The following is a 12428-nucleotide window of genomic DNA, read 5'->3' as shown; positions in this document are numbered from 1 at the left end:
AAAAAAAGGAGAAATGAGAGAGGGGGAGGCGGAACGCTGGTCTGGGCGTGTTTGTGGGGGGGGTGGGGGGGGGGAGGAAGAAAGGGTTTTTTTTTTGTTTTTTGTGTTCGTGCGGGGAGGCCCCCCTCCCCCGCCCGCGCGCGCCCCGCGCCGGACGCGGCCGACGCCGACGCGGTCCGGCTTTTCGCGTGCTGCGCCGCAACAAATTTGCGCTGCTTCCTTGGTTCGCGCCGCCATAGCAGGTACAATGCGCGGTTTGACGCCTTCTTCGCTGCACAGGAAGGCTGCCCACAAAGGCGACGCGCACGCGCAACAGAGGCCGGATCCGCCGCTCTCCCGGTCGGCACGCAACACCGTTCACCGCTTTTACGCGCCAGGTTAACGCCTAGTCGCAGTCGGCTCCTTCCACTCTTCGCCTTCAACCGCGAAGTCTCTCAGAGCAAAATTGATGAAAAACATCGTTATCCTCATTTCCGGGCGCGGCAGCAATATGGAAGCGGTCGTCCGCGCGGCCCAGGCCGAGCAATGGCCGGCCCGCATTGCCGCCGTCATCAGCAACCGCGCCGACGCCAAAGGCCTGGCCTTCGCCGCCGACAAGGGGATCGCGACGGCCGTCGTGGCCAACAAGGACTACGCTAGCCGCGCCGAGTTCGACGCCGCCCTGCGAACCGCGATTGACGGCTTCGCCCCCGACCTGGTGGTGCTGGCCGGCTTCATGCGGATTTTGACGGCGCCCTTCGTCGAGCACTACGCCGGGCGCATGCTGAACATCCACCCGTCGCTGCTGCCGCACTTCCCCGGCCTGGCCACGCACGAGCAGGCGCTGGCCAGCGGCATGCGCGAGCACGGCGCGACGGTGCACTTCGTCACCGCCGAACTCGACCACGGCCCCGTGGTTGCGCAGGCAACGGTGCCGGTTTTACCGGACGACACCGCCGACACGCTGTCGGCGCGCGTGTTGGTCCAGGAACATTTGCTTTACCCGCGCGCGATCCGCCTCTTCATCGACGGCAAGCTGTCGATCGAGCAGGGCACTGTCCGCGTGGACACACAATAAATATAGACAGGAAAATATTATGAGATTGCCACCAGCGATTCTGGCCAACGCCGAAGAAGTCTTGCGCGAAATTTTGCGTTTCACGGCGCCAGCCGACTCCACCCTGTCGCGCTATTTCCGCGACCACCCGCGGCTTGGCTCGCGCGAGCGCGGCGCCGTCGCCGAAGGCATTTACGCGGTGTTGCGCAACAAATCCTTCTTCACCGACTTCGCCGAGGCCGGCAGCGGCCCGACCATGCGCCGCCTGACCATCCTCGGCCTGGCCGAGGCGATGGGCGCCGATTCGCTGGGCGGCTTGACCGAGGAAGAAACCGAATGGCTGGAACGCATCACCCAGATCGACCGCAACCTGATGCAGCCGACGATGCGCGCCAACATGCCGAAATGGCTGTATGACAAGCTCATCGCCCAGTACGGCGAAGCCGAAACGATGCTGCTGACCGACGCGCTGAACGCGCCGGCGCCGCTCGACCTGCGCGTCAATTCGCTGAAGTCGAACCGCGAAGACGTGATGGTCGCGCTGGCCGAAGCGCCGGTGCTGAGCACGCCGACGCCGTACGCGCCGCTCGGCTTGCGCGTGCTGAAGAAGCCGTCGCTGCAAAACATGCCCTTGTTCCAGAGCGGCGCAATCGAGGTGCAGGACGAGGGCAGCCAAGTGCTGGCGCAAATCGTCGGCGCCAAGCGCGGCGAGATGGTGGTCGATTTCTGCGCCGGCGCCGGCGGCAAGACGCTGGCGCTGGGCGCGCTGATGCGCAACACCGGCCGGCTGTACGCCTTCGACGTGTCGGAAAAACGCCTGGCCAAGCTGAAGCCGCGCCTGGCCCGCAGCGGTCTGTCGAACGTCCATCCGGTGCAGATCGCGCATGAGCGCGACGCCAAGATCAAGCGCCTGGCCGGCAAGATCGACCGCGTGCTGGTCGACGCGCCGTGCAGCGGCCTGGGCACCCTGCGCCGCAATCCCGACGTCAAATGGCGTCAACAGCCGCAATCGATCGTCGAACTGCAGGAAAAGCAGGCCGCCATCCTGGCCGGCGCGGCGCGCTTGGTCAAAGGCGGCGGACGCCTGGTGTACGCGACTTGCAGCTTCCTGAACGAGGAAAACGACCAGATCGCCGAGCAGTTCCTGGCGGGCCATCCGGACTTCTTCCTGTTGCCGATGTCGCAGGTCTTGGCCGAACAGAAAATCGACCTGGAAATGGGCGACTACTTGAAACTGTTGCCGCACCGCCACCATACCGACGGCTTCTTCGCCGCCGTGTTCGAGCGCAAAGTCATGCCTAAGAAAGTATTCGCCGACAAGGTGGAAGACGCCGACGGCGCCGAAGCGGCCGCCGAGTAAGGCGGGCCGCGGCAGGGCGCCGCGGCTTCGTCGTTGAATTCATCAAAACCAAGGGCCGTTTGCCTTGGGCTGATGTTTTTTTACGCCGCCGGCGCGCTAAGATTGACACCTTTGATTTTTTAGGCTTCGTTCACTTCCCCCACGACATGAACCAAATCCCGCTCCTGAGTCTGATCGCCGATTTGGCCGACGATGTGCGCAATCCGGCGATGATGTGGCAGATTGGCGCCATTCTCGCCAGCGTTATCCTCGGCTGGGCACTCGCCCACGGCTTGCGCGCGGCCTTCGTGCGCAACACGCAGGCGCCCACCGCCGAACATTTCGGCATCGAAAGCTTCATGCGCGTGCTCACGCCGGCGCTGATTGCCGGCCTGATGGCCGTCGCCCAATATTTCCTGAGCAAATCGCAGCACGTCCACGCCCTTAGCGTCGCGCTGCCGCTGTGCAGCTCGCTAGCCTTGATCCGTTTCGGCTTCTATATGTTGCGCAAGGTCTTCGCCCGCCACGGCCAGGTCGGCGCCGCCCTGGTGACGTTTGAAAAAGTCTTCGCGCTACTGGTGTGGCTGGCCGTGGCCTTGTACATCACCGGCCTGTGGCCAGACCTGTTCGAGTACCTGGACCAGACCACGCTGCCGCTGGGCAAACACAAGGTGTCGGTCGCCACCATCTTGCAAGCCATCGTCTCGGTCGCAGTGTTGCTGATGCTGGCCATGTGGGCCGGTGCCACGCTGGAAGACCGCTTGATGAAGCTGTCGGGCATGCATTCGTCGCTGCGGGTGGTGATGGCGCGCATGGCACGCGCCGTGCTGATCCTGCTGGCGGTGCTGCTCAGCCTGTCGCTGGTGGGCATCGACTTGACGGTGTTGTCGGTGTTCGGCGGCGCGCTTGGTGTCGGCCTCGGCCTGGGTTTGCAGAAGATCGCCAGTAACTACGTGTCCGGCTTCATTATCCTGCTCGACCGCAGCTTGTCGATCGGCGACATGATCACGGTCGACAAGTACAGTGGCCGGGTGACGCAGATCAACACCCGCTACACGGTGTTGCAGGGGCTGGACGGGATCGAGTCGATTGTGCCCAATGAAATGTTCATCGCCGGGGCGGTGCAAAACTCCTCGCTGTCAAACCGCAATTTGGCGCTCTCGACCCAGGTGTCGGTGGCCTACGAGTCCGACTTGGAGGCGGTGCTGGTGATGCTGGTCGCCGCCGCCGCCAGCGTTGCGCGCGTGGCCACGGAGCCTGCGCCGTCGGCGACCTTGTTGCGCTTCGGCGCCGACGGCCTCGACCTGCAAGTGGGCTTCTGGATCAGCGACCCCGAGAACGGCCGCGGCGGCGTCACCTCCGACGTCAACCGGGCGATCTGGCACGCGCTGAAGGCCAGCAATGTTTCCGTGCCCTTTCCGCAGCGCGAGGTGCGCATTGTCGGCGCGCCGGCCGGCGCCGGCGCTTTCGCCGCCGAAGCGGGCGGCGCGCCGGGCGCCGCCCCCGGCGTTGTGCCCGGGTAGATGTATCTCGGCAATGCTTCGCTTGAAAAATCTGAAAGCAGCGTACAATTGCGTTCAAAATCGAGAAAAACGGACCTCTCTGGCGTAGCGGGAGCGACCGTCAACACGCCATTCACTTTGGAGTAGTAATGACTTTAAGTTCAGTTGTAAATGCCACGCTGGAGTTTCTGGCCAACGGCATCACCGGCTTTTCGGGCTGGGAAGTATTCTTTTACACCTTGGCGGTAACCCATATTACCATCGCCAGCGTGACGATTTATTTGCACCGCCACCAGGCCCACCGCGCGTTGGAGCTGCACGCCATCCCCAGCCATTTCTTCCGTTTCTGGCTGTGGCTGACGACCGGCCAGGTCACCAAGGAATGGGCCGCCGTACACCGCAAGCACCACGCCAAATGCGACACGGTGGAAGATCCGCACAGCCCGGTCACCCGCGGCATCAAGAAAGTGCTGTTCGAGGGTGCCGAGCTGTACCGTATCGAGTCGAAAAACATGGAAACCATCGAGAAGTACGGCCATGGCACGCCAGACGACTGGATCGAACGCAATCTGTACACCCGCTTCAGCTGGCAGGGCGTGGTTGCCTTGTTTTTCATTAACATCGCGCTGTTCGGCGTGCTCGGCGTGTCCGTGTGGGCAGTGCAAATGATGTGGATTCCCGTCACCGCCGCCGGCATCATCAACGGCATCGGCCACTATTGGGGCTACCGCAACTACGACTGCGCCGACGCCGCCACCAACATCATTCCGTTCGGTATCCTGATCGGCGGCGAGGAATTGCACAACAACCACCACACCTTCGCGACGTCGGCCAAGCTGTCGTCGAAATGGTATGAAATCGATATCGGCTGGGGCTATATCCGCGCCTTGGAAATGATGGGCCTGGCCAAGGTGAAGAAGCGCGCGCCGGAACCGAAGTTCGCGCACGGAAAAATGGAAGCCGACTTCGACACCCTGCAATCGGTGATCGCCAACCGCTACGACGTCATGTCGAAATACGCCAAGTCGATCAAGCACGCGTGGAAGGAAGAATTGGCTGTGCTCAAGGGCAAGGCCGAACTGGAGGCGCGTTTCCTGAAATCGTCGCGTAAGCTGATGCAACGCGAGCCGGGCAAGTTGGAAGGCGCGCAGCAGCAACAACTGAGCGAATTGTTCCAACACAGCAAGGCGTTGGAAACCATGCACCACATGCGCGTCGAACTGGGCGTAATCTGGGAGCGTTCGCACTTCACCCGCGACCAGTTGCTGCACAAGCTGCAAGACTGGTGCGCGCGCGCCGAGGCGTCCGGTATCAAGTCGCTGCAAGAGTTCTCTTTCCGTCTGCGCAGTTATTCCTGACGCCACCGCGTCCGCGTAGCGGCAGAAAGCCCCGCTTGCGGGGCTTTTTTACGCTCATTGACAAGTGAAATCGTTGAACGCGGGATATCCCACCTCCGGTAATTTCTGCGCCCAGTCTGTCAAGAAACCGCGCGCCGCTTGCCCGTCTTGGAACTTGCCGCCCTTAACGAGCATATTCTCCAGATAGGCCAATTCCTGGCAGACAAAGGCCCGATCCTGGGTAGCCAGCAGCATCGCCAGCATTTCCTCTGCCTCTTGTTGGGCATTGTTATGTTGTTTCATTAACTGATAGCGGCGCCGATACAGCGGCGCCGCCGCGCTGCTAAAGTCGGGCCGGAAACCGAAACTGGCGCCGTCCTCCCGCAAGCCCTACACCAATGGAAAATAGCGCGGCCCCGTCAACTGGGGGTAAACGTCGCGCCGCATGACGACGCCGAATACGCGGCCATCGCTGCCCACATGGAGCGGCTCGTTGCCATCCTGCATATCGAGCGTGGCAACCTCTAGCGACGCCCCGGCGCTGCGCAAGACCTTGTAGGTGTAGTGCCGGCCGCCCAAATTGCCGCATAGCGCAAGCAGATGCGGCGTCAGTAGTGTCATCGCGGGGATGGCGTTACAACCTGGTTGCAACGGCGTGTCCTCGGAATAGACTACCCGGCGATCGGCGGCGCGTAGCACGCTGATGCGGCCCACCGCAGCTCCGTGCAGATCGCCCGGCCCATCCTCCAGGCGGGGTTCGAACTGGAACGGGCGTGCGGCGCTACCGTTACCGGTCCGCATGTCGGAGGCCGTGGCCCCGGTCGTGCAAGCGACGCTTGCCCAGATGGCGACCACGGCAAGGGTGCGTATTGGTTTCATGGAAAGCGCCATTCAAAGTGAGGCTGGGAAAAGGAAATCGGCCGCCCAGGCGGGGAGGCGATTCGCGGACGTAAAAAAAGCCGCTCGTGGAGCGGCTTTTTTCCAAAGCGACAGAGACCGGATTACTTGATCTTTGTTTCTTTGTACGTTACGTGCTTGCGAACTTTAGGATCAAATTTCATGATCTCCATTTTCGCAGGCGTGGTACGCTTGTTTTTGGTAGTCGTGTAGAAGTGACCCGTACCGGCGGTCGATTCTAACTTGATTTTGTCGCGGCCTGATTTTGCCATGATAGCTCCCTTATTCTGCTAATTAGACTTTTTCGCCACGAGCGCGCATATCGGTCAATACGGCGTCGATGCCGACTTTGTCGATGACGCGCAGACCGGCGTTGGACAAGCGCAGGGAGACCCAGCGGTTTTCAGATTCAACAAAAATACGACGATTCTGCAAGTTAGGCAGAAAACGACGTTTGGTTTTGTTGTTTGCATGGGAAACATTGTTGCCGACCATCGGCTTCTTCCCAGTGACTTGGCAAACACGTGCCATATCGCACTCCTTAAGGACTTCCACAATTGGAAAAACGAGAGTATAGCCAAAAAACTCAGAATTATCAATGACTTGTGAAAAACAATTGTGTCATGTTGTTTTAAATATATTTAACAATTGCGTTTTTCGCGGTTTACGCCCGCGGCGGCGCGGTAAACACGCCTACCGGCCGCGTCCGGCTACAACTGGCCGTGCTCGGCGAACGAGTGCACCATGCAGCCGGCCACGACGAAATGGTCGAGGATGCGCACGTCCACCAGGGCCAGCGCCTGCACCAGCGCGCGCGTGAGCAGCAGGTCGGACTCGCTGGGTTCCGGCGTGCCGGATGGATGGTTGTGGGCCAGCATGACGCCGGCGGCGTTGCGCGCCAGCGCCTCCTTGACCACTTCGCGCGGGTAGACGCTGGTGTGGGTCAAAGTGCCGCGAAACATTTCCTTGGCCTCGATCAAGCGGTTCTTGACGTCCAAAAACAACACGTAGAACGATTCATGCGATTTGTTGCTCAGCATCAGGCGCAGGTACTCCTTCACCGCCTGCGGCGAGCTGAGGGCCTGGCCGGCCGTCAGTTGCTCGCCGATGGCGCGGCGCGCCAGCTCCATCACCGCCTGCAGTTGCGCGAACTTGGCGGCGCCCAGGCCGTGCACGGCGCAAAAGTCGTTCAGGCTGGCGCCGAACAGGCCGCCCAGCGAGCCGAAGTGTAATACGGTGTCGCGCGCCAGGTCGACCGCGCTCTTGCCCTTGACGCCGGTGCGCAGGAACAACGCCAGTAGTTCGGCGTTCGACAGCGCCTGCGCGCCCTCGCTGATGAGGCGTTCGCGCGGCCGTTCGTGGGCCGGCCATTGATTAATTCCCATGTTTCCCCCCGAAATGTGCCGCCGTCCGCGCAGTGCCCGCGGCGGCGACGGCAAGGTGGCTTACAATATCGCTTTGCCTGCTAACTGAATATTATGTCCAACGTCGAAACCGCGGTCGTCACCAAATCGGCCTACCTCACTTTGCATTATCGTCTCGCCAGCGCCGGCGGTACTGATATTGTCACTACCTTTAACGGAAATCCGGCCACCCTGATGCTGGGGCAGGGCCAACTGGCGCCCTTCCTCGAGGACTGCCTGATGGGCCTGCCCGAAGGCAGCCACCAGCGCTTCGAGCTGGCCGCCGCCGAAGCCTTCGGCGAACGCAACCCGGAGCTGGTACAGCCGGTCACCCGCGCCACGCTCGACGAAAACTCGGTGCCGGGCGCCGACTACAAGATCGGCGACTTGGTTGACTTCGCCGCGCCGGGCGGCGGCCGCTTTGCCGGCGTGTTGCGCGAACTGAAGGGCGATTCGGCGATCTTCGACTTCAACCACCCGCTCGCCGGGCAGGCGCTGACGTTTGAAGTCCAACTGATTTCGGTGCTGTAAGCGGCCGCGCCGCATAGATAAAAGGATGAGCGATGGACAAAGAAATTCTGCTGGCGCAACCGCGCGGCTTTTGCGCCGGCGTCGACCGCGCCATTGAAATCGTCGAGCGCGCCTTGCAGCAGTTCGGCGCGCCGATCTACGTGCGCCACGAAATCGTGCACAACGCCTACGTCGTGGCCGACCTGCGCAACAAGGGCGCGATCTTCATCGACGACCTCGACGACGTCCCGGCCGGCAACACACTGGTGTTTTCCGCGCACGGCGTCTCGAAGGCGGTGCGGGCCGAGGCCGAGTCGCGCGGACTGAGCATTTTCGACGCCACCTGCCCGCTGGTGACCAAGGTCCACGTCGAAGTGGCGAAGATGCGCCGCGAGGGCCGCGAGATCGTCATGATCGGCCACGACGGCCATCCCGAGGTCGAGGGCACGATGGGCCAGGCCGAGCGCGGCATGCACCTGGTGGAGACCCTGGCCGACGTCGCCGGCTTAAACGTCGACAACCCGGACATGCTGGCCTACGTGTCGCAAACCACCTTGTCGGTCGACGACACGGCCGACATCATTGCCGCGCTCAAGTCGCGCTTCCCGAATATCGCCGAGCCGAAAAAAGGCGACATCTGCTACGCCACCACCAACCGCCAGGAGGCCGTCAAGTTCATGGCGCCGCAGGTCGACCTGGTGATCGTCGTCGGCAGCCCGAACAGCTCGAACTCGAACCGGCTGCGCGAAGTGGCCGAGAAGATGGGCGCGCCGGCCTACATGGTCGATAGCGCCGCGCAAATCGATCCGGCCTGGCTGGAAGGCAAGGTCAGGATCGGCGTCACGGCCGGCGCCTCGGCGCCGGAGGTGCTGGTGCAGGCAGTGATCGACCGCTTGAAGGCGTGCGGCGTGCGCAGCGTGCGCGCGCTGGACGGGGTGCAGGAGGCGGTGACGTTCCCGATGCCGCGGGGACTCGACGGCGTCAAGGCCGGCGCGCTGTAGCGGTCTGCCTGCCACAAAGGAACGGCTGCCTCGCGCGGCCGTTTTGTCTTGACCCAAAAGAAAAATCGATGGCGGCCCTGCGAACAGGGCGGCCATCGATTCAATGCGACGCCGGACCAGCCGGCGCGCAGGCTTACATGATTACTTGGTCACTGCCAGCAGCGAACGTTTGCCGCCTTTGTAGGTGTACAAGGTCAGGGTGCCTTCGAGCATGTCGCCCTTGGCGTCAAACGCGATATTGCCGGTCACGCCTTTGCGCTTGGTCTTGGCCAGGAAAGGCAGGTACTTGGCAGGATCGGACGAACCGGCTTTCTGCATTGCCTCAACCATGGTCATGACGGAATCGTACACGTACGGAGCATAGATCTGCACGTCGACGCCGAATTTTTTCTTGTATGCCGCTTTAAAGTCGTCCAGGGTCGATTTTTGTGCATCTTCAACGCCGCCGGCTTCCGCGCAGACAACTTGATTGTCAGCCATCGCATCGCCTGCCAGGGTGGCCAGCGCTTCGGTACAGATGCCGTCGCCGCCCATCAGCTTGGCGGTAATGCCCAGCTGTTTCATCTGGCGCAACATTGGGCCGGCTACGGCGTCCATGCCGCCGAAGAAGATCACGTCCGGGTTTTTGGCTTTGATGGCGGTCAGGATAGCGCCGAAATCGGTCGCCTTGTCGGTGGTGTACTGGCGGCCGACGACTTCGGTGCCGGCTTTTTTGCTGTTCACGCCTTTGATGAACTCTTCGGACACGCCTTGGCCGTACGCGGTGCGGTCGTCAATCACGGCCACTTTCTTGGCCTTGTTGATTTGCACGGCGTAGCGACCCAGCGTGCCGCCCAGCTGGCCGTCATTGGCGACCAGGCGGAAGGCGGTTTTGAAACCTTGTTGGGTGTATTTCGGGTTGGTTGCCGATGGCGAAATTTGTGGGATGCCGGCTTCGTTGTAGATTTTCGACGCCGGGATCGTGGTGCCCGAATTCAAGTGGCCGATCACGCCTTGCACTTTTGCATCGACCAGTTTCTGGGCGACGGCGGTGGCTTGTTTTGGATCCGCAGCATCATCCTCGGTCAGCAGTTCCAGTTTGACTTTTTTACCGCCGATCATCACGCCCTTGGCGTTCAGTTCGTCGATAGCCATGCGTGCGCCGTTTTCATTGTCTTTGCCCAAGTGGGCAATCGCGCCTGAGATCGGGCCAACGTGGCCAATCTTGACAACTTCTTGGGCAGCGGCTGTACCGGCGAATGCGAAAGCAATGGCGCCAGCCAGTGGCATGATTTTTGTACTGATCTGCATTAGGTCTTCTCCAGAGGATTTAAAAAAACAGGGACTTGCCATTTTTTTCTTACCGGGCTAATCGAGTAGCCTCTATTTATCATCCGCCGTACCGCAAACCGCTCAAGCGCATGCTGTCGTTGTGCTATCTTATCTCGATGGCGCAGCGCCGAATATTCGCGTTGGTTGCGGTTCGGAGCACGATGACACAGCGCCGGGCCATGTGTCAATACGCAAAAGCGCATCTGGGCCCGTTCCATGCCTCATTTTATATAGCGGCGCCAACATCCGGGGGACGAGGGCGCCGCTTTACCACCATACTGTTATAGCCGTCGTCGATTAGAACTTGTGACGGAGACCGACGCTGAACGCGCTCGAGGTCGAACCCAGGGCTTGCTCTTTCGACGCGTCGGCCACGCCACCGCTGGAGGCATCGCTCACGTAGTTACGCGCGCCTGCTTCGTTTTTGATGCGTGCATACGAGGTGTACAGGTTGGTGCGCTTCGACAGCGAGTACAGGTAACCGACGGCGATCTGCTTGGCGCCTTTTTTCGAATTGGCCATGCGGTCGTTTTTGTCGATGTAGGAAGCCAGGAAGCTGCCTGGACCGACCGGTACGCTAGCGCCAACCATGAAGTCGCGGTACTTGGCCGTTTTGCCATCGTTGACTTCTTCGGTTTCGTAAGCCGCATGCGCGGTGACCGGACCGAAGTTGTAGGTCGCGCCGACCAGGATGTCTTCGGTACCGTTCGAACCTACGATGGCTGAATTCGAGGCGACTTTGTTCCAAGCCGCGGTGACCAGCAGTGGACCTTTGTTGAAGTCAACCGAGGCGCCGGCTTTGGCGTTGACTTTGTTGCCGTTCGACGATTCACCGGCGCCGAACAGGGCGGTTGCGGTGAAGCCGTTGATTGCTGGCATCGAGTAGGTAATGGCGTTGTCGACGCGCACGGTGCCAGCGCTCATCAGGTTGGTGGTGGCGCCCGACAAGCCGGTACCGAACGGATCGATAGCATCCATCGACAGGAAGATTGGGTTGTATTGACGACCCAGGTTCACGGCGCCGAAGGCACCCGACAGGCCAACCCAAGCCTGGCGACCGAACAGACGGCCACTTTGGCGTTGCGCGCCGGTATCGAGGTCGAAACCGTTTTCAAGTTGGAAGTTCGCCTTCAAACCGCCGCCCAGATCTTCCGTACCTTTAAAGCCCAGGCGATTGCCCGATTGCACACCGGTAGACAGCTTGGTGACGGCGCCGGCAATAGCGCCTGTCTCACGGGTAATACCTGCGTCGACTACACCGTAGATGGTGACGGACGATTGTGCGGATGCGACGCCGGCGATCGATGCCAGGACTGCGAGTGCGAGAAGCGTTTTTTTCATTTTTGGGTCATCCTAAAAGAGTATGTTGTACAACTTCTTAATGCTGCAATCGGCTCAGCTGTGTGCTGGTCGAGGTCTGCTTGTTCTGTCGATTCAAGAAGCTGAGCTTATTTGACCAAAGATTACTTACTTAACATACAAAAATCATGCGAAATCAGAAATTGAATGTAGTTTGTAGACATTTTTACGACACATTATTGCCTTAATGTAATTATTTGACGCATTTAATGATTGTTATGTCAACATTTGTTATCTTGACGGCGGCGAATAAAAAACGGTCGCCATCGGCTTTCCTGGCCCGGGCGGGGGTCTCGGCATTCAGCTCTCTACCCACTCGTCTAACATTTCTGCAAAAGCAACAGAATTTTATTTGGAGTGTCGCTAAATTCCCGTGATGTTTATCGTATTCTTAGTTATTATGGCAGCGCTTTAGAGATTGCCTTCTAATCATTTTGGCTACTGTATTCGACAGGCAACGGCAAAGCACCTACCGCACACGGGGACGAACAGCACATGTCACCGATGTCAGCGCGTAGTCGCGGCCTATGGCTGTCATCACAGCACGCACGCGGGGCGCCCGAAGTGTTGTTTTTTGGGTGTCGTTTGTTCTGATAGCGTTCGTTGCGCAAATATAATTCGACTCATAAAGGGCAGGCAAAACATGGATACATTTATCCAACAAATCATCAACGGCTTGGTGCTGGGCAGCATGTACGCGCTGGTCGCCCTGGGCTATACGATGGTGTATGGC

The 12428-nt window shown here is 60.3% G+C and carries 13 protein-coding genes; 6 read left to right on the top strand and 7 right to left on the bottom strand.

Features of this window, described 5'->3' with window-relative positions; genetic code table 11:
• Nucleotides 1-448: 448 nt before the first annotated feature.
• The 4 genes from purN to ACFDR9_RS24945 all read left to right on the top strand — a co-directional run bounded on the left by purN (nt 449) and on the right by ACFDR9_RS24945 (nt 5235).
• Nucleotides 449-1057, top strand: a complete 609-nt coding sequence (purN, locus tag ACFDR9_RS24960; RefSeq protein ID WP_409032700.1) for a phosphoribosylglycinamide formyltransferase — start codon at nt 449-451, stop codon at nt 1055-1057.
• A gap of 19 nt (nt 1058-1076) precedes the next feature.
• Nucleotides 1077-2396 carry an RsmB/NOP family class I SAM-dependent RNA methyltransferase gene (locus tag ACFDR9_RS24955; RefSeq protein WP_026133376.1) on the top strand — a complete coding sequence of 440 codons (1320 nt, stop codon included), beginning with the start codon at nt 1077-1079 and terminating at the stop codon, nt 2394-2396.
• 146 nt (nt 2397-2542) lie between these two features.
• A complete protein-coding gene (locus ACFDR9_RS24950) occupies nt 2543-3898 on the top strand; it encodes a mechanosensitive ion channel family protein (RefSeq protein ID WP_409032699.1) in 1356 nt (451 codons plus the stop codon).
• Nucleotides 3899-4026: 128 nt separating this feature from the next.
• Nucleotides 4027-5235, top strand: a complete 1209-nt coding sequence (locus ACFDR9_RS24945) for a fatty acid desaturase (protein ID WP_409032698.1) — start codon at nt 4027-4029, stop codon at nt 5233-5235.
• A gap of 54 nt (nt 5236-5289) precedes the next feature.
• On the opposite strand, the gene ACFDR9_RS24940 is transcribed toward ACFDR9_RS24945, so the two are convergent.
• From ACFDR9_RS24940 to radC, 5 genes are all read right to left on the bottom strand, one after another.
• Nucleotides 5290-5601: a hypothetical protein gene (locus ACFDR9_RS24940; RefSeq protein WP_409032697.1), complete on the bottom strand. Its 312-nt coding sequence runs from the start codon at nt 5599-5601 to the stop codon at nt 5290-5292.
• Nucleotides 5602-5604: 3 nt separating this feature from the next.
• Nucleotides 5605-6093, bottom strand: a complete 489-nt coding sequence (locus tag ACFDR9_RS24935) for a hypothetical protein (protein ID WP_409032696.1) — start codon at nt 6091-6093, stop codon at nt 5605-5607.
• A gap of 122 nt (nt 6094-6215) precedes the next feature.
• Nucleotides 6216-6383 (bottom strand): 50S ribosomal protein L33, encoded by a 168-nt coding sequence (gene rpmG / locus ACFDR9_RS24930; RefSeq protein ID WP_081611954.1) that lies wholly within the window; start codon nt 6381-6383, stop codon nt 6216-6218.
• Nucleotides 6384-6405: 22 nt separating this feature from the next.
• A complete protein-coding gene (rpmB, locus tag ACFDR9_RS24925) occupies nt 6406-6642 on the bottom strand; it encodes a 50S ribosomal protein L28 (protein WP_026637479.1) in 237 nt (78 codons plus the stop codon).
• A 179-nt stretch (nt 6643-6821) separates the two neighbouring features.
• Nucleotides 6822-7496 carry a RadC family protein gene (gene radC, locus ACFDR9_RS24920; RefSeq protein WP_017878804.1) on the bottom strand — a complete coding sequence of 225 codons (675 nt, stop codon included), beginning with the start codon at nt 7494-7496 and terminating at the stop codon, nt 6822-6824.
• Between the two features lie 93 nt (nt 7497-7589).
• Here radC and ACFDR9_RS24915 point away from each other — a divergent pair, with 93 nt between their 5' ends.
• Nucleotides 7590-8045 carry a peptidylprolyl isomerase gene (locus tag ACFDR9_RS24915; protein WP_017878805.1) on the top strand — a complete coding sequence of 152 codons (456 nt, stop codon included), beginning with the start codon at nt 7590-7592 and terminating at the stop codon, nt 8043-8045.
• 32 nt (nt 8046-8077) lie between these two features.
• Nucleotides 8078-9025, top strand: a complete 948-nt coding sequence (gene ispH / locus ACFDR9_RS24910) for a 4-hydroxy-3-methylbut-2-enyl diphosphate reductase (protein WP_017878806.1) — start codon at nt 8078-8080, stop codon at nt 9023-9025.
• Nucleotides 9026-9166: 141 nt separating this feature from the next.
• Here the strand turns inward: ispH and ACFDR9_RS24905 are convergent, their stop codons facing one another.
• Nucleotides 9167-10315 carry a branched-chain amino acid ABC transporter substrate-binding protein gene (locus ACFDR9_RS24905; RefSeq protein ID WP_409032695.1) on the bottom strand — a complete coding sequence of 383 codons (1149 nt, stop codon included), beginning with the start codon at nt 10313-10315 and terminating at the stop codon, nt 9167-9169.
• 318 nt (nt 10316-10633) lie between these two features.
• On the bottom strand, nt 10634-11677 hold the full coding sequence (locus tag ACFDR9_RS24900; protein WP_409032694.1) for a porin: 1044 nt from the start codon (nt 11675-11677) through the stop codon (nt 10634-10636).
• Between the last annotated feature and the right edge of the window lie 751 nt (nt 11678-12428).

The organism is Janthinobacterium sp. CG_23.3 (assembly GCF_046115965.1).
GTDB lineage: Bacteria > Pseudomonadota > Gammaproteobacteria > Burkholderiales > Burkholderiaceae_D > Janthinobacterium.
The sequence above is the reverse complement of the archived record's forward strand: the minus strand, read 5'-3'. Positions and strand labels throughout refer to the sequence as shown.